Consider the following 24,534-nt stretch of genomic DNA (forward strand, 5'->3'; position numbering starts at 1 on the left):
GCATCGAAGGGCCGGCTCCGGCCCTCAACCGACGTGTCGAAGGGCTTCGATAGGGTTCATCGCCGCGGCACGCAGGGCGGGGTAGATCCCGAAGATGATTCCGACGGTGACCGAGATTCCAAACGCGATCGGAATCGACCAGGGGATGATCACGGGTTCCATCGACTGAACCGTTTCGGGTAACGATTTCATCAAGTCTGGGAAGGTTGTCTCCGCCATCCAACGCAACGAATCCATCAGTTTGCCACAGGTCAGCCCGCCCAGGATTCCGGTGATACCGCCGCCGACCGACAGCAAAATCGTTTCGATCAAGAATTGGCGAGTGATATCTCGGCGTCGTGCACCGAGCGCCCGGCGGATACCGATTTCGCGAGTCCGTTCGGTCACGGTTGCCAACATGATGTTCATGATGCCAATCCCTCCGACGAGCAGCGAAATGCTGGCCAACAGCCCCATCATGGCCATGAACATCAATCGCGTGTTTTGAGCTTGCTCGAGCAATTCCAGCGGGATTCCAACGGTGTAATCCTCATACAAGTGAGTGCGTTTGAGCGTCTGTTCGACTGCCTTGCCGGTCGCGACCGCGTCTTCGGCATCACGGAGCCGCAAGGTGATTTGCGAAACCGCTCGCTCGCCGTTGTTTCCAAACGACGTTGAATCGCCATATCGCAACCAATACGTATTGAGCGGAATGTAAATGTTGTCCGAGAAATCCTGGCCGCGACTGGTTCCCTTGACGGTTTCAAGTTCCGTGCGCGAACCGACCACTCCGACGACACGATAAAAATCGGCGACGATTTGGACCGATTTCCCGATCGGATCTTCGTGCCGAAACAATGTTCGAGCGAGTTCCTGGGTCACGACGCAAACGTTGGATGAGTTCTCGTTGTCCTTGTCCACCAGGAATCGGCCGCGAGCGATGTGCAGCGAATACAGATCCTTGTATTCGGGGGTGCAGGCGTTGATTTCGCCCAGCGCGACTCGGTCGGCATATCGAAATTCGCGCGAATTGCGCCGGCAAAATGCGATCGCCATCTCGACCGACGGGATGGAGGCTTCGAGATGATCGCAATCGATTTCGGTCAACCCGTAGAAGTAGATCTTCTTGCCTTGCGTGTCATCGCCCGAGGGGCGTGAGGTGGTCAACAGGATGTTGTTTGCTCCAAGTTCTTCAATCTGCTGGTTCGCTTTTGACGCGATCCCTTCGCTGATCGCCAGCAACCAGATCACACTTGCAACGCCAATAAAGATCCCCAATACCGTCAACATCGATCGCAGCGGATGCATCAACAGTGTTTTGATCCCGACGCGAATATCGCGAGCGCGAAGACGTAGCTGCGATGGGCGACCGGACCGCACCTTGCCTTGACCTGCACCCGCTTTTCCTGCATCGGCGTCCGCTGCACTGGGTGGCCGAAGTCGCTCGTCTTGTTCGACCACGCCGTCACGTAGCCGTACAATACGCCTCGCACGCTGGGCAACTTCTTCCTCGTGCGTGACCATGACAATCGTGGCACCTTGATCGTTGAGATTGTCGAATAAGTCCAAGATCTCTTCGGTCGTGCCCGTATCGAGGTTTCCGGTGGCTTCGTCCGCGAGGATGAACTCCGGTTGATTGATCAGACTTCGCGCGATCCCAGCCCGCTGTTGTTGGCCACCTGAAAGCTCGGTCGGCCGATGGTCGACTCGGTCGTCCAGTCCCACCAACTTTGCAAGCTGCACGGTTCGATCTCGATCGCCGGCAGTCATTCCTCCGTTGTATGCCAGCGGCACTTCCATGTTTTCCAGCACGTTCAACTGGGGCAACAAGTTGTAAGCCTGGAAAACAAATCCAATCCGTTGCGCGCGAATCGCGGACAGTTCATCATCGCTGAGCTGCGCAACATCGCAATGGCCAATCAGGTACTGACCGGAGGTCGGGGTGTCGAGTCCACCAAGAAGATTCAGCAGCGTGCTCTTGCCCGATCCCGACGGCCCCATGATCGCGATGTAGTCGCCACGCGGCACATCAAGATTGATGCCCTTCAAGACATGGACCGTTTCGCTGCTAAGCTGATAATCCTTGCGCAGGTCGCGAATGCAGAGTGCCAACGATGGTTCGTCGACGACGCTCGCAGCCGACTCGATCGGCCGCGATTGACTGGGTTCGATGAGCGACTCCGCGGTGGACATGGAGGCCTCGCAGCCTGTGGGAAAAAGGGGGCTCAGGAATCTTTTGCTGCGATCGTCTCTTCTTCAACCGGCAGGTCAAGGAGCCCAAGGACCTCTTCGTCACCAAGACTCAGCACGACTTGGTCGGACTCGGTCAGCCCCGAGGTGATCACGACGTCGGTTTCATTCGTTTTGCCAATCGTGACCTCGCGTGTTTCGAGCGTTCCATCGTCGAGCGGCAACGCACAAAAACAATGCTCCCCTCGCTCAATGATCGATTCAATCGGCACTTGCAACGCATCTTCAATCCGCTGGATCATAAGGTTCACCTCGGCGGTCATTCCCGGTCGCAGTTCCAAAGGCGGATCGGTGATTTCGACGAGCACCGCGTACTCTTTCACATGAGCGGTGTAGACGTTCAGCGCGGGCAGCGGGTACTCACTGACCTCGGTCACACGGCCGCGAAGCGTCCCTTCGGGGATATTGCGAACACTCAGTTCGGCGTCTAAGCCTGGGCGAACATCGCCAATACGAGACTCGTGGACTTTCACCATCACCTGCATGTTGTTTGGATCAGGCAAATAGATGATCGCTTGCCGTTCGCGAACGGAGAGTCCTTCGGCGATCAGCAACGTGTTGCTGGAACTGCTGCGGCCATCGCGGTTGTTTGCATAAACGACTTGTCCGGCAACCGGGGCAACGATCGTGCATTTTGCGATCAGATCCTCGGTTTCTTTGCGTTGCAGTTTGTCGAGTTCCCATGTTTTGCGGCGAGCATCGAGACGGGCTTCGGCGGTTTTGATGTCCGCTTTCAGTTCGGTGAGTTTCTTTTCTTTCGTGTAAGTCTCAATCACCTCCAATTTCGTCACGGCGACACCCAACTCCTTGCGCGCCTTTTCTACCGCAAACGTATCGGCTTCCAACTGCGCTTCGGGGATGTAGCCTCGTTCAGCCAACCGTTTGCTGTAAGCCAAATACTCTTCGGCACGACGCATGTTTTCACGAGCGATAAAGACGGCGCTTTCCTGTTGCTCGATCTGTTCCGGCAACGTTCCCTGTTCATACTCATCCAGACCCAATCTCGCTGCGTCGAGCGTCGCCTGGGCTTCGATGAAGGAGGATTCGCTGTTACTGCAAACAATTTGCTGCTGGATCAACTGCGTTTGCAAGGCCGCATCGTCCAATCGCACCAAGAAGTCCCCCTTTTCGACCCAACTGCCTTCAGGAACAATTTCCAAAATGTCGATGCTCGATGAATTTCGCGAACGAACTTCGCAGCGGACTTCAACATTGCTTGAGCTTTCGATTTCGCCACGTTCCAACACCGTGTAAACAAAGGGCTGGCGGATCACCGGGGTGGTCAAGAATTCGATCGAAGCTGTCTCGGAAAAGAAACTCGAAAACAAGCCCGCAACACCGCCCCAAACCGCTTGGACAATCAGCCCGGAGACCAGCAATAATGCGGCAGCAGCCAATAGCGGAGTACCGATGGAACCACGGCGGAGACGAGCTCGTTTGCGAGCCAATCGGGCGAGGTGGCATTCGGATGCGGCATGCTCGCAGCCGGTAGGTTCACAAATGGCAAGCGTCATCGGTCGAGCCAATCGTCATTGGAAGGAGGAATGGCCGTCAGGTGTGGGCAGGATTTGCGACGGCCGTGGTAGGATCTCCTGATTATAGCCAAACAGCCGCTCGGTGCTAGTCGAGAGAACGGTTGGCCATATTTTGTACAGGAGCCTTACTCCATCGTCACAGAGACCGCCAAGAATGGATGATTTCGCCGCGGAAACCAGCATCGGCAGACCCCTTCCGTCGGAATTTGCCTGTTCTTCCGCATGCAACGGTCTGTAGCGGCGGCGAACGGTTGAGGGCACTCAACTGAGGGACACCCATGCTTGCTTGCGATGGCTTTCAAGAATGGCTTCGCACAACACGATTTCGCGATGCCCATCGGCAAAGCTTGGGAACGTCGCTTCCCCCGCATCCTCACCCAACAAGATCTGACCATAGAAATCGAGGAAGATCTGCTTGAAAGCGTCGGGAAATCCCTCGTTGTGACCGCCCGGGTAGCTGGTCACGTTCGAGGCGGGGGTGCTCATCAAAGCAGGATCGCGAATCAACACCTCGTTGGGCTCGTCCCGATGTCCGATCCACAACTCGTTGGGGGACTCGCTGTTGAATGCCAACGCCTGCTTCGATCCGGCGAGTTCGAAACGCAGACAGTTCTTTCTGCCTGCCGTGACTTGCGAAACCGTCATCACGCCTCGCGCGCCATTCTCGAAACGCAGCATGACGTTGCCAGCGTCCTCGGTGTCAATCGCAACGGATTCGGTGTTGTCAGGGGTTATCTGCTTGCCACTGAATGTTTCTGTGGCGCCGATTGGGCGTTGCCGTGTTGGGAAGACGGTGTGCAAGTCCGCACACACCGAGACGATTTCTTGGCCGGTGATGAATTGGATCAAATCTAACCAATGCGTTCCAATATCGGCGACCGCCCTCAACTCGCCGCCTTCCGAAGCAAGCACTCGCCAATTGAAATCGGTTTCCTTGAACAGCCAATCTTGCACATAGCCACCGGAGACATGATGCAGTGCCCCGACGCGACCCTTGCGAACGCGATCGGCACTTTCCACACACAAGGGATAGTACCGCAAATTGTAGTTGACCCCTGCACAAACACCCGCCGACTCTGCTAACGCCACCAGCTTTGCGGACTCGTCCGAGTTCATGGCCAGGGGTTTTTCACAGAGGGTATGCTTGCCAGCTTTCAAACATGCTGATGCGTGTTCAAAGTGAAAGCGATTGGGTGTGGCAATGTGTACGGAGTCAATTTCGTCATCGTCAAGCAGTTCGTTCAGGTCTTTATAAACTCGCGGGATTCCAAGTTGCGTTGCAGCCATCTCGGACTGTTCGACGGTTGCATCCAAGATGCCCACCACCGGGACTCCGATGCGACGCAATGCCTCGACGTGAATCGGACCGATGAATCCCGTTCCGATCACCGCTGCTTTGAGTTCATGGAGATACGCCTTGGATGCCATGGTTGTTTGCCTCTCTATTGGGGTGGACGGTGCGCGACACTCAACTATATCGCTAATCCGATTCAAGTTCCAGCAACAGCCGCTTTGTTTCCAAGCCCCCCGGTGCACTGAATCCAGACAGACCGCCGCTGGACGAAACGACCCGGTGGCAAGGGATCACGATTGGAACCCGATTACGAGCCATTGCGGATCCAACCGCTCGGCTGGCACGCTCGTTGCCTGCGCGTTGAGCCAGCTGTTTGTAGGTCATCGTGCTGCCAGGCTTGATTTCGCGACATTTTCGGTAGACCTTGTCGGCGAAAGGCGTCCACCCCAACGAGTCAATGCGGACCCACGCGAAATCCTCCGCGTGCCCGGCAAAGAATGCGATCAAGGCAACGTCAAGTTTGTCAGCAGCGGATTTTGCGGACGCGGAACCGAGTGTCTCGTCAACGATCCATTCGGGCTGTGCCGTGTCAGCCCATTGCAGTCGATACAAACCGCGTTTCGTCCAATAGGACCATAGCGGCCCAATCGGCGAGTCGTGTTTTAGGGCGTAGCACAAATTTTGCATGGCTCGGCTCAGAAGGCGGGACGTCCTCGACAAGCAAATGCGATGTCGGTATCAAGGATACCCCTTTTCTAGCGAGTTGTTTGACTATCTGATAGGATGGTCCGACTCCCGCCTCCGCTCCGCTCGATCCCCCACCCCCTTCGAACAACAATCGAATTCTTCCTTGTTGTTTCTCAATCCCCGTTTGGCGGCATCACCCTTTCACGATATGAATCAATGAACAGCAACGTTTTCTCAAAGATTGAGGTTGGCAGGTTGCCAAAGACCGGCCTTACAAGGACCGGCGAAAAAGACACCGTCTTTGTGAATCGTAAATGGATTCGGGGATACCGGAACCGTTGGCGATTCCCGCTTCAGGTTTTGGCAGTCGTTTTGCTTGTTGGCTGTTTCCACGTGACGCCCTCCCATGCGCAAATCAACCTCGGCACACCATGGCCAGCCACCGATGCTCTTGGCCGAACGTTGCCCTCCGACTCCGAAGTTCCCTCGCCTCGTGGTGATCGATTCGTTGGCATTTTTTACTTCCTAACCGCTGGGCGAGACATCCACCTGCTGCCAAATGATCTTGCCAAGATCTTGCCGCAAGACCCTGATCTTCTGAGTAAGCCAGACTCTCCGTTGTGGGGACCGCGAGGGCCGTACTATTGGGGAGAACCGATCTACGGCTACTACAACGCACGCGACCCCTGGGTGATTCGTCGGCATGCGACGCTGTTGGCTGATGCGGGGGTGGATACCGTCATCTTTGATACGACCAATCGGCTGACGTACCCCGATGTCTACATGCAGATCTGCAAGGTTTGGTCGCAGATGCTTCGCGACGGCGAACAAGTGCCGCGACTCTGTTTTATGGTCAACACCAAGGCGGGGCAAACCGCAGACGAGCTTTATCACGATCTGTACGAGCCGAGGCGGTATCCCGAACTCTGGTTTCATTGGCAGGGTAAGCCGCTGTTGATTTGTGATCCCGAGCTCGCCAGCGAGGACGTGAAGCAGTTCTTTACGCTCCGCAAAGCGCATTGGCCGTTTACGATGGAGGACACGCATAACGCTTGGCACTGGGAAGCGACTTACCCGCAACCTTACAGCTACGATGAATCGCCGGATCGGCCCGAGCAGGTTAACGTGTCTGTTGCTCAGAACTTGGATGTGACCAGCGGCAAGCCAGTCAACATGAGTCAGAAAATGGCGCGGGGTCGGAGCTTCCATGATGGTCAGCAAAACATTGGACCCGACTCGGTCAATCGAGGTGCCAACTTCAACGAGCAGTGGCGCCGAGCCTACCAGTTGGATCCACCTTTCGTGATGGTCACGGGCTGGAACGAGTGGACGGCAGGCAAGTACTCGCGTCCGGGCGTGCCGGTGGTGTTCGTCGATCAATTTGATCAAGAGTTCAGCCGCGACATTGAACCGGTTACTGGATTGCACGGTGATAACTACTATTACCAATTGGTCGCGGGAATCCGTCGGTACAAAGGCCTGCCAGCCTTGCCGAAGGCTTCATCCCCGAAGACGATTCAATTGGACGCCGGCTTTGATCAGTGGCAAGGCGTTAGCCCCGAATTCACCGATCACGTTTTTGATACCGGTCATCGTGACTTTGGAAAAGGAGAAGTGCATTACACGAACACCAGCGGACGCAATGATTTTGTGACCATGAAAGTGTCGCGTGATTCGGAAAACCTTTACTTCTATGCAAAGTCTCGCCTGCCACTCACGGCTCGCTCGGATCCCAATTGGATGTGGCTGATGATTGATATGGACCGCGATAGAAACACGGGGTGGGAAGGGTACGACTTCCTTTTAAATCGCACGATCGATGGTGATCAATCCTGGCTGGAAAAACACTTGGATGGGTGGCAGTGGCAGAAAGTATCCCAAGTTGAAATTCGCGTCGAAGACAACGAGTTGATGTTAGCGGTGCCTCGTGAATCGCTTGGACTGTCTGCCAACGGCGCGATAGAGTTTGATTTTAAGTGGTGGGACAATCCTCAAAGCCCAGGCGAGATCATGGATACGTACTCCAGCGGCGATACCGCTCCGGACGCTCGGTTCAACTTCCGTTATTCCGCAGCAAAGTTTTGAGTAGATTGAATCGCGTTTCCTTCATGCTATTTTAGTTTTCGCAAAGACCTTCTTTTTTAAGGAAAATGAAATGTTTCAAACACGTAAGAGATTTGTCATTGGGTTGTCGGTTGTCGGTATGATCGCGACTCAGCTTGTTTTGATCGGTCGGTTGGGGGCCGGTGAGGTTGATCCTCAACAAAGCGAGTGGTATCAGAAGTACAAAAAGCAAGCCAATGTACCAGAGCCTGAAAACATGTTGCTCAACACGGACCCCGAGCCCGATCTGGCGGAGGGTTTTCAACCGCTTTTCAATGGCAAGGACCTGAGTGGATGGAGTCCTAAAGGGGGAACTTGCACGTTTGAGGTCAAGGGCGATTTGCTCGTCGGGTCCTGCGTTCCCGGTTCGAATAGTACCTACTTGTGTACGGACAAGTCGGACTACGAGGACTTCATTTTTACCTGCGACATGAAATGGGAAGTCGACGGCAACTCGGGAGTGATGTTCCGGGCTCAGGTGAAACCAGGTGGAACGGGTGAAACGGTTTTTGGCCCACAAGCCGAAATGGAAGGGATCTCAGGTGATCGCTTTTGGTCTGGCGGGATCTATGGCCAAAGTTGTGGCGGTTACTTCTATCCCTTGTGGCTCAAAGAGCATCAAGCCGCTCGTGATGCCTTGGATCGTAGCGGCTGGAACCGTTTGACGGTCATGGCCAAAGGTAACGTTGTGAAAACTTGGATCAATGGCGTTCCTGCAGCGCACTGGATTGACGATGGAACGTATCCAAAGGGGTTCTTCGGCTTGCAAATTCACAAGGGCGCCAAAGGCATCGTGCATTGGAAAAACGTCAAGGTGAAGGAACTTAGCGAGTAGTGTTTACAGGATCGGTTGAAATCGCAGCCAACCTCGCGAGTTCCTGAGGGCTAAGGGCTCGATCAAAGACGGCAACGCCACCGATCCAGCCGGTAAAACCAACGCTTCGTGAGCTGTGGATCACACGTCCAATCGTAAACGGGCCACCACCGGTCTTGTCGGCTGGTGAGTAGAGGTCGTGTTCGAACCACCATGGATTCAATTTTATGGCGACCAAGTCACGATCCGTCGTGACGAAGGTTCCACTCGCGTCTTTCGCAAGGGTGGTTTTCACTCGAGTGTAGCCATACTCACGCACCTCGACGCGTTGGTCTTCGCTCTGGCTGACCGTTTCAACCGAAACAGGCTCAACTTCGGGTGGGTTGTAAAACTGGTCGATGGGGAAGCTTGTGTCCTCGCCCACTTGCAGTCCCGGTTGTCGATGCAGTTCCCCTTGCCGCCACGCGTTGTAAACAGGCGCCAAAGTTTTTTTGGGGTTCTCCCGCCAACGCTCGGTTGCTTTTCCATTGAGCCAACTGGTCAGCCGATCTTGCTGGTTATCGAAGGTCATTGCAAAGCATTGCCAGGAATCGGCAAGGATGTCCGCAGGGGAATCGGCAGAGATTTCAGGCGATAGATCACCCGAGTTGGACTTGTGCATCGCATAACGATAGTTGAAGGAGCTTGCGCCATTTTCGGAGACATGCCCACAAGCAGCGCCGGGTGTATTCAGTCCAGCAAAGAGCGCGTATTGTCGCTGGCCTCGTTCGACACGCTTGATACCGGTCGTCGATTCCTGCTTCAGGTCCGTTCCCTCGTGCCAGATGCCAGCCAATGCATGATTGCCGCTTTCGCGAATCGCCCAAACGACCACCGTTACCGATTTGCCAGGTCCCTTGATGTCCAAAGGCGAATCGTGCAATCGGGATCGTGGGACAAACAAGAAAGGCCGAAATGTCGAATCCGATTCTTTGCAGAGTCGAATGGCTTGACCAAACGGGCCTGACCCCAGGAGCGGAAAGTCATCGTACGTCGCATCGCGTCCTTGGTCCCAATAGTCACGAACGTAATTGCCGGCATCGAGCGCGTATTCGTTCGTCGCTCCGGCGGGAACATGAGCAACAAAACGGTTGCTACCGCTGGGCTCGCGTTTCACAAAATCCCAAAAAGCGACGCATCCTGGTACCTCGACAACCGTCGCAACGTGCTGTGTGGCGGTTGAGTCTGCTGCGGATAGAAACGACCAAGGTGGGACGAGGCATACAAGCGAAAGCGGAACGATGAATTTCAATAACACTGGCTTGCCTGAGGTTGGTGGTGCGGTTCTATCGCCCGGTAAGGAACTTTCCGTCTTCGCGAACTCTGGGCGCGGAGCAAAGACACCTGCTGACGAATCGTTTTCGCGGAAGGCGGAGGGCATTCCGTGGTCGAATCGCTATTTCGGTTGCGTCCCAGCGCCGCTTCCACACCCAACGCAATGCTGCAGATGACAGCAAGCAGTCCTGAGCCGGCCATGATGGCCACGCCGTAAGCGAACGAGAGTAGACTTCCAAGCAGATGGTTGAGCCAGATTCGCGACGTATGAGCCGCATTGATGTCGAATCGGCAAACGAGTCCGCCGGCAACGAAAAACGGAGAAAGCACCGTCACGACCCCTGCCGCCAATCCAATGAGGCACAAGATGGAGAGTGTGATTCGGGACATCATTTGCTCCTGGATTGTTTTCCGGCGTTCGTTTGGGTGGGTGGCATTCCTGCGACGGGATCGGATCTTTGACCCAAGAGCCCAGCCGTCTTGCTGCGTTTTGCAAAAAAAGAGAGTCGTTCAACTTGTCTCTTGATGCCCCCCCGGTTTTCGATCCACCGCATCGATTGGAATTGCCGGTGCGTTGCGATTAGGCTGCTGGAACTTCGATCCAAAACCATCCCCGCAGGTCACCTTCGTTGAAGCCGGTCGCCTGATCGTCGGGATAGAGCGTTTCGAGTTGAGCCTTGACGTCATCGGAAATCTGATCGGCGGGGCCGTGGCACATCAAGCAGGTGGCCTGCAGCCGAATCGGCAACACGACATGCAGCCCCCCGTCCGCAAGTTCCTCGAACTTTGGCTCCGCCTCGATCGGCATCTCCGAATCGTAGTGGATCAGTTCCGCAACCCAAGGATCCGGTGCGTTCTCTGGATTGCGCAGCTTGGCCGATGTGCGACCAATTCGAACGCCATGGCTCTGGCTAACGGTTTCCGCGATTTTCGGTGCCTCTTTGCTACAGACGTTGATCGCGGCCGCCGGCCCCGTGGCGGTCATCGCCTGCATCAATCGCCCCGACAATTGCTGGTACAGATCCTCTTTTGCCGCCATCGCGATCGCTTTTGGGTCTCGCTGCATGGTGGAATCCGCCGATGGCGACGCATCGTGGCTGCATCCTGCGATGACCAACACGCAACCCGCTGCGGCAAGCATTTTCAGTGCATTCATCTTTCGACCTTTTCTATACGGTGCAGATCGTTACGCCTTGCTTGAGCGATGCGATCTTGTCTTCTCGCTTTGGAATAAACTCTTGAGCAACGTAGCCCTTGTATCCCGTCTCGACAATCGCTTTCATGATCGCGGGGTAATAGAGCTCCTGCGTTTCGTCAATCTCATTTCGGCCAGGAACGCCGCCGGTGTGATAATGGCTGATGAACTCATGATTCTTTTGGATCGTCGCGATTACATCGCCTTCCATGATCTGCATGTGATAGATGTCATACAGCAACTTGAAACGGTCGGACCCGATTGCCTTGCAAAGTTCGACGCCCCAATCGGTATGGTCGCACATGTAATCGGGATGGTTGACTTTACTGTTGAGCAATTCCATGGTGATGGTCACTCCCGCTTTTTCTGCCGCCGGCATCAATCGCTTCAGTCCGATCGCACAGTTCTTCAGCCCTTGCTCATCATCCATTCCGTCACGGTTGCCAGAAAAGCAAATGATGTTGTTGAGCCCCAATTTGACGACCTCGTTGATTTGCTGCTGATACCCTTCGACGAGCACGTCGTGATGCTCAACGCGATTCCAAGCTGAACCGATGCCACCGACGCGTTTTCCGCTCGCGGTCTTTGCGTCTGGACCTGAAACCATCGAGCAGGTCAATCCGTGTTTCTGCACCGCAGGAATTTCCGCCGGCTTCAACAATTCGATCGATTGAAGGCCGAATGCTTTCCCTGCCACGCACAGATCCTCCATCGGAACGCTGCCGTAACACCACTTGCAAACCGAGTGGTTGATGCGGCCACCGACCGCCTCGGCAACCTTGTCTTCCGCCTCAAGTCGAGTTTGCAGCGACGTTGCGACCGCGGCAGCTGCGGCGGTTTTCGCAGAAACAGAAACGAAGCTGCGGCGATTCAGGGATGGAGACACGCGAGAACTCCTCGAAAAAAGGGATGGGAGAGATGCAAGTGGGAAGGTTTCCGATAGTTTAGATCGAGATCACTTCGGAAAGAAGGCCTCGGCAGTGGAGCGATGGTCGCAAGTGCAGTAAACTTCGAATTCAACGTTGTGGAAATGCTGAAACGTTTATCGTGCGAGCCCTCCAAGAAGGAACCATCATGAAGATCGATCATCAAGTCACCGCCGAGAGTCTGCGCCCGAAACTCAGTCGGTTCTGGCAGCTTTCCGGGCAGAAGATCGAGGCGATTTCAAGCGACTACGATGCATCCCAAGGTTCGCCCGTCTTTACCGTGAACGGTTGCTACTCCACGCGTGGGTGGACCGAATGGACTCAGGGATTCCAGTATGGCAGCGAAATTTTGCAGTTTGATGCAACCGGAGATAAGGCGATGCTCGAGCGTGGCCGGACCAACACGCTTGAGAAGATGGCCCCCCATGTCACCCATTTCGGTGTCCACGATCACGGCTTCAATAACGTCAGCACCTACGGCAATTTGCTGAGATTGATGCACGAAGGTCGGATCGATCCGAATGACTGGGAACGGCGTTTTTACGAGTTGGCGATTATGGCGTCCGGCGCGGTCCAAGCCAAACGTTGGACCTCGCTCCCCAGCGGCGGGTACATCTATTCTTTTAATGGCCCGCATTCTCTTTTCGCCGACACCGTTCGCTCATTGCGGGCGTTGGCCTATTCTCACCAACTCGGTCATTCGCTGATGGATGAGAATGATTGCAACATCAGTTTGTTGCAGCGATTGGTCGAGCACGCGAAAACCACGGCCGATTATTCGGTCTATTACGGGGAGGGACGAGATGCCTATGACGAGTGGGGCCGAACGGCACACGAGAGCATCTTTAACCTCAACGACGGCAACTTTCGGTGTCCGAATTCGCAGCAAGGTTTTTCACCGTTTACGACTTGGACGCGTGGGTTGGCGTGGATCATGGTTGGGTTCCCAGAGCAGCTGCAATTCTTGGGCACCCTCGACGATGCCGAACTTGAACCGCTTGGCGGACGAGAAGCCATCGAAGCCTTTATGTTGAAGGCGGCAACAGCGACGTGTGATTTCTACATCGAAAACTCGGCCGCCGATGGCATTCCGTATTGGGACACGGGGGCTCCGAAGTTATACCAACTAGGGCCTGACTACTTGGAACGGCCTGCGGACCCGTTCAATGCGTCGGAACCCGTCGACAGTTCCGCCGCAGCGATCGGTTGCCAGGGACTGTTGCGTTTAGGGGCCTATTTGGCTCGTCGCGGCGACAAAGACGCTGGTACGAGGTACACCCAGGCGGGATTGACGGTGATGGACACATTGCTTGAGGAGCCGTACCTCAGCACCGAAGCATCGCATCAAGGTTTGATTTTGCATTCCGTCTACCATCGCCCCAACGGCTGGGACAACGTTCCCTCGGGACAAACGGTCCCCTGTGGCGAAAGCAGCATGTGGGGCGACTACCACGCTCGCGAAGCCGCTTTGTACGTCCAACGCATGGCGGACGGTCCGCGTGAGTACCGCTTTTATCTGTAGGGACGCGAATCCGTTATCTTTCGCCCTAGGGCCAGACGATTGGGATGTGCGAAAGGCATTCAGATTGTCATCTTGACAGAACGATCTCACAAAGGAGCATCCATTGAATACGAAACGTGTCGCATTGGTCACCGGCGGCAGCCGAGGGATTGGATTCGGCGTTGCCACTCGGCTTGCGCAAGAAGGGTTTGACCTGGTTGTCTGTGGTGTACGAGACGCGGCGGCGGTGACCGAGACGCTCGGTGAACTTCGCTCGCTCACATCCGACGTGCTGTATTGCCAATGTGATGTTGGTTCGGCGAAGGATCGCGACAAGATGATCGATGCGGTGAAGGGCCACTTTGGGCGTTTGGATGTGCTGGTGAACAACGCAGGGGTTGCTCCGCGGCAACGACTTGATGTGCTGGAGGCCAGCGAAGAAGACTTTGAGTGGGTGCTCAAGACCAATTTGCAGGGTCCCTACTTTTTGACGCAGCAGGTTGCACGTTGGATGATCGAGCAACAGGCGGCCGATTCGGCCACCCAGCGATGCATCGTGAACGTCTCGTCGATTTCGGCAACCGTGGCCTCGCCGAGTCGTGGCGAGTATTGTGTTTCGAAAGCTGGGGTGAGCATGGCAACGCAGCTTTGGGCGGTTCGCTTGGCGGAATACGGGATCCCTGTCTTCGAAGTCCGTCCAGGCATCACGGCAACCGATATGACCAGTGGTGTCAAGGAAAAATACGACAAACTGATCGCCGAGGGTCTTGTCCCGCAAAACCGATGGGGCGAACCGTCCGACACCGGCCGAGTCGTCGCCGCGATGGCCCGTGGCGACTTCGCCTACTCGACCGGCCAAGTCGTGATGGTTGATGGTGGGATGACGCTTGCCAGACTTTAGAACCTATCCGAAAAGGGGTCTGACCCTTTGTCGACCGACGTTTCGACTGCTCAAAAACTCGTTGTTTTCCAATGGAGTTCGCTACCGATACGCTCATACCAAGAGAGGGTCAGACCCCTTTTCGGATAGGTTCTTAGTTTGACGCTTTCATCACGAAGCCACCGAGAGGTCGGTCCGGTCTAAAGTTCCGGCAACTCGTAACCTTTGCGACGGGGACGCGTGACGTACCACGACTTGTTGGCTTCGTCGCAATTCGTGAATTGTTCCGTTTCGGGATCCCAGCTGAGTGGCTCGCCGACCCGTCCCACTTCGCGAGCGATATTGACCAAGTAGCAAAGCGTGGTCGATCGCAAACCGATCTCAATGTCCGCATTGCATCGTTCGCGTGTTTTGATGCAATCGACCCAATTTTCGATGTGGTACTGGGTTTCGGGTTTGTCGATCGGCCCGGGGTTGTCGGCTGACTTCAGCAATTCCTTATTGCTTGCGGCAATTTTGTTTCGGTTGATCTCAAGCTTGCCGTCTTGCCCGACAAAGATCGCTCCAAGACCAGGGCCCCAGTCGCCATCCAGGTGTAATTTGAGTTCGGTGCCGTTGTCGTACCGCATGGTCATCTTGGCGCGAGGCCCTTCGACGGGGTTGGCCAATCGGATCAAGTAATCGAGTCGTGTTTCGTCGACTTCCGTTACCGTTTCAAACTTGCCACATGCGCGATCCGTGACCGGTTCTTCAAGGATGATCGTGGTGGGCCCCGTTAAATCGGTTCCCAGTGCTCGTTGGATTTGATCGTACGAATGGGTGCCCCATCCCGTCACGCCATAGCACAACCCGCCGCCATCGTACGACCACCATTTCTCCCACCGATGATGCAGATCGTGTCGATAAGGACGCATTTCGGCTTGATTGGTCCACACATCCCACCATTTTGGCATCCCGCCGCTGGGCATCGGTTCGGCTTCGCCACCTGGAAAACGAACCGGGCCGACAAAGTTGGGGGCGAGGACGGTTTTGATCTTGCCAATCGCTCCATTCTTGACCAAATCGCTGGCCCAATTGTTGATCGGCATCGAACGTTGCTGCGTCCCGACCTGGGTAACGCGGTCATACTTGCGGGCCGCGTTGACCATGTGCCTGCCCTCTTCGATCGACAAACACATCGGTTTTTCGATGTAGGCATCCATCCCCGCTTGCATCGCCTGCACCGCGATCCAAGCTCGCGCGTGCGTCGTCGTTTCGACCATCACCCCATCAAGATTCTCGTCATCCATCATCTTGCGGAAATCCTCGTAGGTAGACCAATTCTGGTCTTTCCCCACGACGTTCACGAAGGTGTCCATATCGGGTTTGAAGCAATCGCAAACCGAGACCACGTTCATGTTGGGAATCAAGTTGCACGATTCGACGATCGTTCGAGCACGGCCCCCGAGTCCGATCACACCAACATTCACGCGCTCGTTGGCTCCAAAGGCGGACGCAGGAATGAGGGTGGGAAGGGCGAAGGCAGCGGCACCTGTTTGAAGAAGGGTTCGGCGGTTCAATCCGAGACGTGTCATGGAGGGGCTCCGGGCATAGAAGGCGATCGAGGGGAGCGCTTTGTCAATGTCGAAAGGTAGGAAGCCCTTTCCTTGGGCAAACCCGTGATTTAGCCCTGACAAAGCGGTGGGAAGCGTTTCGAGCCCATTCTACCACAGCCTCACTGCAAAACACCTTGCGTCAAATGGGCGCAGGCCACAGCGTGTTGAAAAGGTTGTGGTTCAACTTCGCCGCCCACTTCAAATCATGAAAACTTACCCAATCTCAGTGGCGTCATCGACGGAATCATGCCGAAACATAGCATTCACAGCAGAAACACCGAGAGCGATTTACGGTGCTCGGAACGAAAAAGTCCGCTGTTTTGTCTTCTTGAGGGGTAACTTCCCTTTGACAGCCAAGGGACTTTGCGTAAACTCTGCGATTCCGATTGGGAATCAGGCGACAGTTCTTGGCAGGCACGGTTTTTTCGTGTTGTTGATAAGGCAGGACCTCTGATTTCTGAAAAAGGGCGTGTAGCTCAGTTGGTTAGAGCGCGTCGCTGATAACGACGAGGTCCCAGATTCGAGTTCTGGCACGCCCACTTAGGAAGTTTGAAAGAAGAAGGGTGAAGGGTGAAATGGGCCAATTGACATTTCACCCTTCACCCTTCAAACTTCAGACTTCCATGGGGGTATAGCTCAGTTGGGAGAGCGCCTGCTTTGCACGCAGGAGGCCGTCGGTTCAAGTCCGTCTACCTCCACTTTTGTGATTCGCAAAAGTGAATTACAGCCAAGGAATGTAGGGGTAAGTGTCTAGAAGACCCGCGAATTGCGGAACTTCATCAGACCCAAACAAAATTGCAGCTTTTCGTTAATCAGAGGTTGACCAAAAGCTGCGAGCCGCTATCTTTCTTACTCGCTCAGGAAATGAGCCAGAACGATCCCCGCAAGGGAGCGAAAATGGCCTCCACTGAGCAAATTCAGCCAGTTTGAAAAAACTTTTCAAAAGTGCTTCAAGCTCGGTTGACGGCAAAGAATCGCCTCGCTATTCTTCGCCCTCGCTTGTGACCAACCGGCTGACGCCGAACGCTTCAGGAAGACATTTCTGGGCTACCCGCGTCGGCCGGCTGTTCACAAAAGCAGCGTCCCTTGCTGGCTGGTTTATCGCCACAGGCAGGGCATTGATTTTTGACAATTTGGTTGTTTTGGTAGTTGGCATCTGAAAAGAGCACCACGCTCATTTGGAGAAGCTGATTCGAATCGGGGCTTGCCTCGACGAGATAAAGTGTCCAATTGAGTTGGTAGTTTAAGAACAAGTTCTAAAGAAGCGTGCCAGTTCGAGAAGCCTTGCTGTACTTAACGGCAAGGGTGACGAGTTCTGGCGATTAGTATTCTAATAGGATTCTGTGCAACGTGATTGCTGTGCCAGTAGTTGAGACCCGTTGTTCCTACAGGACGTGTGGTCAAAACCAAAGCGTGGCAGTCAACACATGTGATATCGTTAATCATAGAAACCATCGAGGTTCTAGATTTCAAGATCGCAAGCCCGTGTAAGCGAGTTTGTTGTTTTGAGTTCGGGATTTCGACGGCCAATCTATTAAGGGCACATGGGGGATGTCTTGGCGTTAAAAGTAGAAGGGCGTGGAAGTCTGCGAAATGCCTGGGGGAGCTGACAAACAAGCAATGATCCCGGGATGCCCGATTGCTACCTGCTGAATTCATAGGCAGGCTAGTTACAACCTGGTGAACTGAAACATCTAAGTAACCAGAGGAAGAGAAAGAAAAATCGATTCCGTCAGTAGCGGCGAGCGAAATCGGAATAGCCCAAACCGAGGGGGTTTCCCTCTCGGGGTTGTAGGACTCTAACATTGGATTGTGTGTTGTTAGTGGAAGATTCTGGAAAGGATCACCACAGAGGGTGACAGTCCCGTACACGAAAATAAACACACACCATAGGAGCACCTGAGTAGGTCCAGTCACGTGAAACCTGGACTGAATCCACGGGGACCATCCCGTAAGGCTAAATACTCTTTAACGACCGATAGCGTACCAGTAGCGTGAGTGAAAGGTGAGAAGAACCCCCGCTAGGGGAGGAATGTGAACCTGAAACCATGTGCCTACAAGCGGTCGGAGCACTATTTTAATGTGTGACGGCGTGCCTTTTGCATAATGATCCGGCGAGTTGTGGTAAATGGCTTGGTTAAGTTCTTACGGAACGAAGCCCAAGGGAAACCGAGTCTGAATAGGGCGATTTTGTCATTTGCTGCAGACGCGAAACCTGTGTGATCTACCCATGAGCAGGTTGAAGCGCGGGTTAAACTGCGTGGAGGACCGAACCCACTTAGGTTGAAAACTGAGGGGATGACTTGTGGGGAGGACTGAAAGTGTAATCAAACCAGGAGATAGCTCGTTCTCTCCGAAATATCTTGAGGGATAGCGTCGAGTAAATTAGTGACCGGGGGTAGAGATACTGAATCGGATGGGGGCCCTTCCCAGGGTACCCCACCGAACCAAACTCCGAATACCGGTTCACCTTACCTCGGCAGTCAGTCCCTGGGGGATAAGCTCCAGGGTCGAGAGGGAAACAACCCAGATCGCCTGCTAAGGTCCCGAAGGACCACTTAGTCACTAAGGAAGTTGAAATGCTGTGACAGCTGGGATGTTGGCTTAGAAGCAGCCACCATTTAAAAAGTGCGTAACAGCTTACCAGTCGAGCATTTCTGCGCCGATAATGAACGGGAGTAAGTGGTACACCGAAGCAGCGGGTTCTAACATTCGTGTTAGAGCGGTAGGAGAGCGCCGATGATCAGATACGAGCCGTACGGTAACGAGCGGTGTTGGGGTCATCGGGTGATTATGCCGGAATGAGTAACGATAAAACAGGTGAGAATCCTGTTCGCCGAAAGCCTAAGGTTTCCTGGGGAAGGCAATTCCGCCCAGGGTTAGCCGGTACCTTACTCGAGGCCGAAAGGCGTAGAGGATGGATAGTAGGTCAATATTCCTACGCCGGTTGTGTATTCGATGCAGGGACGGCGTCCAGAAAGTGAGCGGTACGAATAGAAATGTCCGTAGCGAAAGCTGAGAGATTCGGGATTAAATCACCGATGTTTATCAAGGCTAAGCTCGAGAGCGTTTAAGTTCTCGAAGTTACTGGAAGGACGTCCAAGAAAAGCTGCTAGGTTAAGCAACTGACCGTACTAAAACTGACACAGGTAGGTGAGAAGAGAATTCTAAGGCGCTCGGGAGAACTGTGGTTAAGGAACTCTGCAAAATGGCCCCGTAAGTTCGCGATAAGGGGCGCCCACCTCGGTGGGCCACAGAAAATCGGCTCTAACGACTGTTTATCAAAAACACAGGTCTCTGCTAACACGCAAGTGGATGTATAGAGACTGACGCCTGCCCGGTGTTGGTAGGTTAAGGAAGAGGGTTAGGTCTTCGGACCGAAGCTCGCGACCGAAGCCCCAATAAACGGCGGCCCTAACTATGAGGGTCCTAAGGTAGCGAAGTTCCTTGTCGGGTAAGTTCCGACCTGCATGAAAGGCGTAACGATTGGAGCACTGTCTCAACCACAGACCCGGTGAAATTGTAGTTGTGGTGAAGATGCCACATACCCGCGGTTAGACGGAAAGACCCCGTGAACCTTTACTGTAGGCTGATATTGGGTTGAGATATAATTTGTGTAGGATAGCTGGGAGGCTTTGAGACCGGTACGCCAGTATCGGAGGAGCCATCGTTGAAATACCAGCCTGGTTATATTTTAATTCTAACTTCGATCCCCTGAATCGGGGCGAAGGACAGTGTCAGTCGGGCAGTTTGACTGGGGCGGTCTCCTCCCAAAGAGTAACGGAGGAGTGCAAAGGTACACTCAGCCTGGTCGGCAATCAGGCGTAGAGAGTAAAGTTAGAAGTGTGCTTGACTGCGAGACCCATAAGTCGAGCAGGTACGAAAGTAGGTCTTAGTGATCCGGTAATCCCGAATGGAAGGGTTATCGCTCATCAGATAAAAGGTACTCCGGGGATAACAGGCTTATCGCATCCGAGCGTCCACAGCGGCGATGCGGTTTGGCACCTCGATGTCGGCTCATCACATCCTGGGGGTGTAGAAGCTCCCAAGGGTTTGGCTGTTCGCCAATGAAAGTGGTACGTGAGCTGGGTTCAGACCGTCGTGAGACAGGTCGGTCCCTATCTGCCGTGGGCGTTCGAGTCTTGAGGAGATTCAACTTTAGTACGAGAGGATTTAGTTGGACGAAGCGCTGGTGTACCAGTTGTCGCGCTAGCGGCACGGCTGGATAGCTAACTTCGGAAAGGATAAACGCTGAAAGCATCTAAGCGTGAAGCCCGCTCCAAGATTAGGACTCGTAGTCATACGACGAGAGCCCCCTGAAAGACGATCAGGTTGATAGGCTGGACGTGTAAGCATGGTAACGTGTTAAGCTAACCAGTACTAACGGGCGAAAGATTGGCCGTCGATATCCCGCACTCAAATCTATTAGATTCTAAGTGCTTCGGCGAGCTTGCTTTGAAGAGACAACTACCAAACAACCGGCGTCATAGCGGTGAAATACCCGTTATGATGTCTTTCCGGCGACCATATCGTAAAGGTTATACCTGTTCCCATCCCGAACACAGTAGTCAAGCTTTATGAGCCGATGATAGTGCATACCAGCGTGAAAGTAGGTATTGCCGGATTTTTAAAAACCCCTTTGCAGTTCGCTGCAAAGGGGTTTTTTTGTAGACCGGACGAGCGGACTCTTTGGGGCGAGACTTGTTGCCTTTGGCATGTTCGCTCGGATAGAATGCCCCGCTTGCTTTGAAATTGCCTTTCCCCACTCATCCCAAAGTTGGAGTACTCCGTATGCTGAAACACCTGTTCCTTACCTTAACCCTTACCGCGATCCCCGCGTTTGCGATTGGACAAGAAACTGTGAAAGAAGACCAACCTGAAATCAAAGCGGGTCCCGATGACTCACAAGAGAAAGTCAAGCCAGGACCGATCGACAAGGACGCGCCTCGCGAGTTCAAGAAGACCGACTCGGGTCTTAAGTTTCGCATCCTGCGAAAGAGCGACCAACCAAAGCCAAAGGCCACCGATGCGGTCGAAGTTCACTACAAAGGGTGGCTCGACGACAAGAAGATCTTTGACAGCTCTTATCGACGGGCTGAGAAAATCTCATTCCCCCTTCGCGGCGTTATCGCGGGATGGACCGAGGGAATGCAATTAGTGGGTGAAGGCGGAATGATCGAGCTCGAGATTCCAGGGGAACTCGGCTATGGGCGTCGCGGGATGCCCGGTGCGATCCCTCCAAATGCAACGCTGCACTTCATCGTCGAGTTGTTCGATGTCAAGTAGTTCGTGGTCTGCGAACAGGAGTTTCTTCAACGCCAATGCGTTAGGGAAAACGTCGTAGAGCGTATTGACGGATGGGGGCGATTTGAGGCCAGGACCCGTCCTGGCTTGATCGATCAAGCCGGAACAGGAGCCGGCCATCGGTTTTACACGGCAACGAGTTTTCCCGAGAAACAGGATCAGTGGAACGACTCGTGGACCGTCAAGTTTAAAACCTCGAGTTGGGACGTAGTGGACTTCGCCAGAAGTCCCTTAGAATATTTGAGTTACGGATTTCTGGCGAAATCCACTACCCTAAAACTGAGTGCTGACAGTCCACTAGTACTCCACTTCGACGCCGATGTACGGGGTGATGCCGGGCGACAGAACGATGGTCTGGGCGAAGTCGTTGGCCGGATCGGCGGGTAACCTCAAATTCAGATGTTCGTAGTAGTTTCGATCGAACAGATTCTCGACGCCTGCGGTGATGTTGACATGGTCGCGAGGGCGCAGGTAACCGCGTAAGTACGAGGTCGCGAACCCAGGAGTGTCGGTCTCTAAGGGAATCGGGACCGTGGAACCCGATGCCGGTACCGGCCGAAGCCGCAGGAAGCGTGCCAGCGTTGACGGGACCACCGCCTGCACCGGAGCCGCCCCATTCAGCGTCACCCCATTGTCCACGTGTTCGCAGTCACCGCGCACTGCACCGGAGCACTTCGATTAAGTTCAACATTGTCCATCACCCGGCCCTGGCAGTTGCACCAGATGGGAGATCCTCATCTCGGCCCCGGTCGCATCCACTGGATCATCGTCGACGTTGGCGTTCGGCGGCCGAACGAACCGTGGATTTGGCCGGACTGGTGTGTTCTTACCGCTGACGATTGCCGCGAACTCACGTCGGTCCTGCGAGGAAACGAGCATCCCGTCTGGGCAGCCGGCGCGGAAGCTCAGCAGATCTTCAAAAAACTCGGAGCATACGTTTCGAGCGAGGATCCCGCCCGCCTCGCTTCGCATCTCATGGTGGCTTTGAATCAACTCTTGCTGGCGATTCTCGATTTGCTGCGATGCCAACACATTGTTCCCGATCGAAGCTTGACTTCGCGATGCCGGACGGTCGATCTCTTCCTCAAGGAACTTCGGCGCTCACCGCGCATGCAAGCAACGATTTGGACTCTCGACGGCATGGCCGAAATCTGCGGCATGGGGAGATCGTCGTTTTCCGATTACTGCCATGAACTTACCAACACCAGTCCGATCGACTACCTGAACCGTTGCCGCCTGGAGAACGCAGCGCAGCGACTGGCGAGCCAGCCCGAAGCTTCTATTACTGCAATTGCCCTCGACTGCGGCTTTTCCAGCAGCCAATACTTTTGCAGGAAATTCAAGGCGTGCTACGGCATGACACCGCGTGCTTGGCGTACGAACCAGGCGTGAAGGCGAACCACCTGAATGCACCGAAGTCCTGATGAACTCAGCTGTGGTCGCGGAGACCGTCCCCGCATTTTGCGTTGGCAGGGATCACTTGGGTCGGCGGCGCTGGAACGCGAAGGGTGCGAAATCGGCTTTCCGTTGCCTCGCAATTCGGTCATCCCACTCTCGGCGGTTGCATCGCTGGACGCAGATTCGACAAGGATAGAATTCCCTTCGGTACGCTGACCGACGCGTCAAAATTGTCCCTTACCAACTCCACCCGGTTTCATCGACCGGGATCCGTCGCGTTTGCTCGAACTATCCTGGAAAGTCACATTTCCATTCCCAGATTCGGAAGTCGAGCAAGGAGCATTCAGCCCCGTAGCACGTCGAGTGGAGCCTACTGGAGGTAGTCGACGGCAACGCAGGAGGTTCTCCAAATGTCGATAAAGTTTCCATCCGCTGTACAACGCTATTGCAAAGCCAAAAAGCACTCGAAGGGCACAAGCGACGAATACAAAGCCACAGTGAGAAAGTGGGTCAGTTGGGGGCAAGAGATTCCTTTGGAGCATCTATCCCGATCAAGCATTCGAGATTTCCTGGATTGGGTTTACGACGATGCGGTTGAACAAGGAGGTGAGAATCCGGAGCGGACATCGAATAAGGCACGTGATCATGTCCGCGCTGTCGCCGCATGGGCATGGGAAAACGACATCATTGAATCACTTCCGCGATTCCCAAAGCCGCGTCCGCAACGCGATGTCGCCGGTCGTCAGTATCTGAGCAAGGCGGAACTGAACGCACTTTACTTTGCCACGTACCAGATGCACCGACCACGTGCGTGGAAGCAACCGCACTCTTTTGGTCAGTACTGGCGATCCGCAATCGTTCTATTCTTCAATTACGGCCTAGACACAGGTACCATCTGGAAGACCAAAACCACTCACGAACCGCTCTTATGGCGGCACGTTTCCTGGAGTCGTGAATCGCCCGATCGACAATCGAAGCTTCGATCTCGCTATGGATGGCTATTCTACAGACGAGTGAAGACTCACAAGTCGTTCTATCGGCCAATGAATCGAACGGTTCACGCACATTTGCGTCGGCTTCAACCTCCGACGCACGTGCCAGAGGAACCGATCTTCGTGGGTGGAACTGCGAGGCCCAACGCGGTCTTCAAACGGTTGATCGCCCTCGCCGGGATTCGCGATAAAGTCGACATTGAAACCGGCGTTGCCAAAGACTGGCTGCTGAAGGACCTCCGCAAGACCTGCGCGACGTACTATGACGAACATATGCCTGAGTCTTCCATCGAAATCCTCGGTCACTCTGTCAGCGGCGTCACGTACCGGCACTACGCGCATCGAGATCCATTGGCGTTTAAAGCAATCATGACGATCCCTCAGCCTTCCGCTTTCATGGCTCTACCAAAGGGAATCGAGGGCGAGTGCCCTTGCTGCCGGCGAAAGTTCGCGGGCAAGTGATCCACCGGTCGATGAAGCCGGAGCATCTCAGCCGATCTGCGTTTGGGCGCGGTGGTGTTTGACCGAAGCGGATTTGGGCCAAACGGAAACCGACGAAGTCGATGCAACCTCCAGCAGGGAGAAGCCAAATATCTGCTGGCAACCGAGTTATCTGCCAGCCGGAGCGATAATTGCAATATTTTCAAAATCAACTGAATGCTAGTGAACTCCGCAAGTTTGAATCACACCGATAGTAGCGAAATCCTCGTAAACCTACGCAACAACTCGACTGATATAGCAAGAAAATCCGCCGCACGGTATCGTTT

At 54.4% G+C, this 24,534-nt stretch carries 18 protein-coding genes, 2 tRNA genes and 2 rRNA genes; 12 read left to right on the plus strand and 10 right to left on the minus strand.

The genetic code is table 11. The annotated features are described in order from the left end of the window. Window positions 1–24 precede the first annotated feature (24 nt). The 4 genes from Poly41_RS35530 to Poly41_RS25520 all read right to left on the minus strand — a co-directional run bounded on the left by Poly41_RS35530 (window position 25) and on the right by Poly41_RS25520 (window position 5,745). Window positions 25–2,172: an ABC transporter permease gene (locus Poly41_RS35530; protein ID WP_146530189.1), complete on the minus strand. Its 2,148-nt coding sequence runs from the start codon at window positions 2,170–2,172 to the stop codon at window positions 25–27. 32 nt (window positions 2,173–2,204) lie between these two features. Further along, entirely contained in the window at window positions 2,205–3,743 is a 1,539-nt protein-coding gene (locus Poly41_RS25510; RefSeq protein ID WP_146530190.1) for an efflux RND transporter periplasmic adaptor subunit, read from the minus strand. Between the two features lie 282 nt (window positions 3,744–4,025). Beyond that, complete coding sequence (locus Poly41_RS25515; protein WP_146530191.1) at window positions 4,026–5,192, minus strand: Gfo/Idh/MocA family protein; 1,167 nt, start codon at window positions 5,190–5,192, stop codon at window positions 4,026–4,028. 52 nt (window positions 5,193–5,244) lie between these two features. Next, on the minus strand, window positions 5,245–5,745 hold the full coding sequence (locus Poly41_RS25520; RefSeq protein WP_146530192.1) for a methylated-DNA--[protein]-cysteine S-methyltransferase: 501 nt from the start codon (window positions 5,743–5,745) through the stop codon (window positions 5,245–5,247). A 216-nt stretch (window positions 5,746–5,961) separates the two neighbouring features. Between Poly41_RS25520 and Poly41_RS25525 the strand changes: the two genes are divergently transcribed. Then, entirely contained in the window at window positions 5,962–7,830 is a 1,869-nt protein-coding gene (locus Poly41_RS25525; RefSeq protein WP_146530193.1) for a glycoside hydrolase family 71/99 protein, read from the plus strand. A gap of 70 nt (window positions 7,831–7,900) precedes the next feature. Continuing rightward, on the plus strand, window positions 7,901–8,683 hold the full coding sequence (locus tag Poly41_RS25530; RefSeq protein ID WP_231615924.1) for a 3-keto-disaccharide hydrolase: 783 nt from the start codon (window positions 7,901–7,903) through the stop codon (window positions 8,681–8,683). Here the strand turns inward: Poly41_RS25530 and Poly41_RS25535 are convergent. From Poly41_RS25535 to Poly41_RS25550, 4 genes are all read right to left on the minus strand, one after another. After that, on the minus strand, window positions 8,673–9,953 hold the full coding sequence (locus Poly41_RS25535) for a LamG domain-containing protein (protein ID WP_231615932.1): 1,281 nt from the start codon (window positions 9,951–9,953) through the stop codon (window positions 8,673–8,675). The two genes, Poly41_RS25530 and Poly41_RS25535, sit on opposite strands and share 11 nt — an antisense overlap. Further along, complete coding sequence (locus Poly41_RS25540; RefSeq protein WP_146530195.1) at window positions 9,950–10,369, minus strand: hypothetical protein; 420 nt, start codon at window positions 10,367–10,369, stop codon at window positions 9,950–9,952. The genes Poly41_RS25535 and Poly41_RS25540 overlap by 4 nt, the downstream gene beginning before the upstream one ends. Before the next feature lie 187 nt (window positions 10,370–10,556). After that, window positions 10,557–11,132, minus strand: coding sequence for a Tll0287-like domain-containing protein (locus Poly41_RS25545; RefSeq protein ID WP_146530196.1), 576 nt, complete (start codon window positions 11,130–11,132; stop codon window positions 10,557–10,559). Window positions 11,133–11,145: 13 nt separating this feature from the next. After that, window positions 11,146–12,057 carry a hydroxypyruvate isomerase family protein gene (locus tag Poly41_RS25550; protein ID WP_146530197.1) on the minus strand — a complete coding sequence of 304 codons (912 nt, stop codon included), beginning with the start codon at window positions 12,055–12,057 and terminating at the stop codon, window positions 11,146–11,148. Window positions 12,058–12,245: 188 nt separating this feature from the next. On the opposite strand from Poly41_RS25550, the gene Poly41_RS25555 reads away from it, so the two are divergent. Then, window positions 12,246–13,619 (plus strand): glycosyl hydrolase, encoded by a 1,374-nt coding sequence (locus tag Poly41_RS25555; RefSeq protein ID WP_146530198.1) that lies wholly within the window; start codon window positions 12,246–12,248, stop codon window positions 13,617–13,619. Window positions 13,620–13,722: 103 nt separating this feature from the next. After that, window positions 13,723–14,499, plus strand: a complete 777-nt coding sequence (locus Poly41_RS25560; RefSeq protein ID WP_146530199.1) for a 3-ketoacyl-ACP reductase — start codon at window positions 13,723–13,725, stop codon at window positions 14,497–14,499. Window positions 14,500–14,678: 179 nt separating this feature from the next. Here the strand turns inward: Poly41_RS25560 and Poly41_RS25565 are convergent, their stop codons facing one another. Further along, on the minus strand, window positions 14,679–16,052 hold the full coding sequence (locus Poly41_RS25565) for a Gfo/Idh/MocA family protein (RefSeq protein WP_146530200.1): 1,374 nt from the start codon (window positions 16,050–16,052) through the stop codon (window positions 14,679–14,681). Window positions 16,053–16,538: 486 nt separating this feature from the next. Between Poly41_RS25565 and Poly41_RS25570 the strand changes: the two genes are divergently transcribed. The 6 genes from Poly41_RS25570 to Poly41_RS25595 all read left to right on the plus strand — a co-directional run bounded on the left by Poly41_RS25570 (window position 16,539) and on the right by Poly41_RS25595 (window position 21,359). Further along, a tRNA-Ile gene (locus Poly41_RS25570) sits at window positions 16,539–16,612 on the plus strand. Window positions 16,613–16,698: 86 nt separating this feature from the next. Next, a tRNA-Ala gene (locus Poly41_RS25575) sits at window positions 16,699–16,771 on the plus strand. A gap of 228 nt (window positions 16,772–16,999) precedes the next feature. Beyond that, window positions 17,000–17,233: a hypothetical protein gene (locus Poly41_RS25580; RefSeq protein WP_146530201.1), complete on the plus strand. Its 234-nt coding sequence runs from the start codon at window positions 17,000–17,002 to the stop codon at window positions 17,231–17,233. A gap of 364 nt (window positions 17,234–17,597) precedes the next feature. After that, a 23S ribosomal RNA gene (locus Poly41_RS25585) occupies window positions 17,598–20,476 on the plus strand. Window positions 20,477–20,589: 113 nt separating this feature from the next. Next, a 5S ribosomal RNA gene (gene rrf, locus Poly41_RS25590) occupies window positions 20,590–20,698 on the plus strand. A gap of 166 nt (window positions 20,699–20,864) precedes the next feature. Continuing rightward, on the plus strand, window positions 20,865–21,359 hold the full coding sequence (locus Poly41_RS25595) for an FKBP-type peptidyl-prolyl cis-trans isomerase (RefSeq protein WP_146530202.1): 495 nt from the start codon (window positions 20,865–20,867) through the stop codon (window positions 21,357–21,359). Between the two features lie 315 nt (window positions 21,360–21,674). On the opposite strand, the gene Poly41_RS25600 is transcribed toward Poly41_RS25595, so the two are convergent. Then, window positions 21,675–22,004 (minus strand): hypothetical protein, encoded by a 330-nt coding sequence (locus Poly41_RS25600; protein WP_197231622.1) that lies wholly within the window; start codon window positions 22,002–22,004, stop codon window positions 21,675–21,677. A 63-nt stretch (window positions 22,005–22,067) separates the two neighbouring features. Between Poly41_RS25600 and Poly41_RS25605 the strand changes: the two genes are divergently transcribed. Together Poly41_RS25605 and Poly41_RS25610 are read left to right on the plus strand one after the other, a co-directional pair. Beyond that, on the plus strand, window positions 22,068–22,769 hold the full coding sequence (locus tag Poly41_RS25605) for a helix-turn-helix transcriptional regulator (protein WP_146530203.1): 702 nt from the start codon (window positions 22,068–22,070) through the stop codon (window positions 22,767–22,769). 416 nt (window positions 22,770–23,185) lie between these two features. After that, window positions 23,186–24,229 carry a tyrosine-type recombinase/integrase gene (locus Poly41_RS25610; protein WP_146530204.1) on the plus strand — a complete coding sequence of 348 codons (1,044 nt, stop codon included), beginning with the start codon at window positions 23,186–23,188 and terminating at the stop codon, window positions 24,227–24,229. Window positions 24,230–24,534 lie beyond the last annotated feature (305 nt).

Source organism: Novipirellula artificiosorum, from assembly GCF_007860135.1.
Classification (GTDB): domain Bacteria; phylum Planctomycetota; class Planctomycetia; order Pirellulales; family Pirellulaceae; genus Novipirellula_A; species Novipirellula_A artificiosorum.

What these genes read in the sequence shown, in the direction of transcription:
- Poly41_RS35530 (WP_146530189.1), bottom strand. Translation starts at nt 2,172, where the DNA reads ATGTCCACCGCGGAGTCGCTCATCGAACCCAGTCAATCGCGGCCGATC.
- Poly41_RS25510 (WP_146530190.1), bottom strand. Translation starts at nt 3,743, where the DNA reads ATGACGCTTGCCATTTGTGAACCTACCGGCTGCGAGCATGCCGCATCC.
- Poly41_RS25515 (WP_146530191.1), bottom strand. Translation starts at nt 5,192, where the DNA reads ATGGCATCCAAGGCGTATCTCCATGAACTCAAAGCAGCGGTGATCGGA.
- Poly41_RS25520 (WP_146530192.1), bottom strand. Translation starts at nt 5,745, where the DNA reads ATGCAAAATTTGTGCTACGCCCTAAAACACGACTCGCCGATTGGGCCG.
- Poly41_RS25525 (WP_146530193.1), top strand. Translation starts at nt 5,962, where the DNA reads ATGAACAGCAACGTTTTCTCAAAGATTGAGGTTGGCAGGTTGCCAAAG.
- Poly41_RS25530 (WP_231615924.1), top strand. Translation starts at nt 7,901, where the DNA reads ATGTTTCAAACACGTAAGAGATTTGTCATTGGGTTGTCGGTTGTCGGT.
- Poly41_RS25540 (WP_146530195.1), bottom strand. Translation starts at nt 10,369, where the DNA reads ATGATGTCCCGAATCACACTCTCCATCTTGTGCCTCATTGGATTGGCG.
- Poly41_RS25545 (WP_146530196.1), bottom strand. Translation starts at nt 11,132, where the DNA reads ATGAATGCACTGAAAATGCTTGCCGCAGCGGGTTGCGTGTTGGTCATC.
- Poly41_RS25555 (WP_146530198.1), top strand. Translation starts at nt 12,246, where the DNA reads ATGAAGATCGATCATCAAGTCACCGCCGAGAGTCTGCGCCCGAAACTC.
- Poly41_RS25565 (WP_146530200.1), bottom strand. Translation starts at nt 16,052, where the DNA reads ATGACACGTCTCGGATTGAACCGCCGAACCCTTCTTCAAACAGGTGCC.
- Poly41_RS25595 (WP_146530202.1), top strand. Translation starts at nt 20,865, where the DNA reads ATGCTGAAACACCTGTTCCTTACCTTAACCCTTACCGCGATCCCCGCG.
- Poly41_RS25610 (WP_146530204.1), top strand. Translation starts at nt 23,186, where the DNA reads ATGTCGATAAAGTTTCCATCCGCTGTACAACGCTATTGCAAAGCCAAA.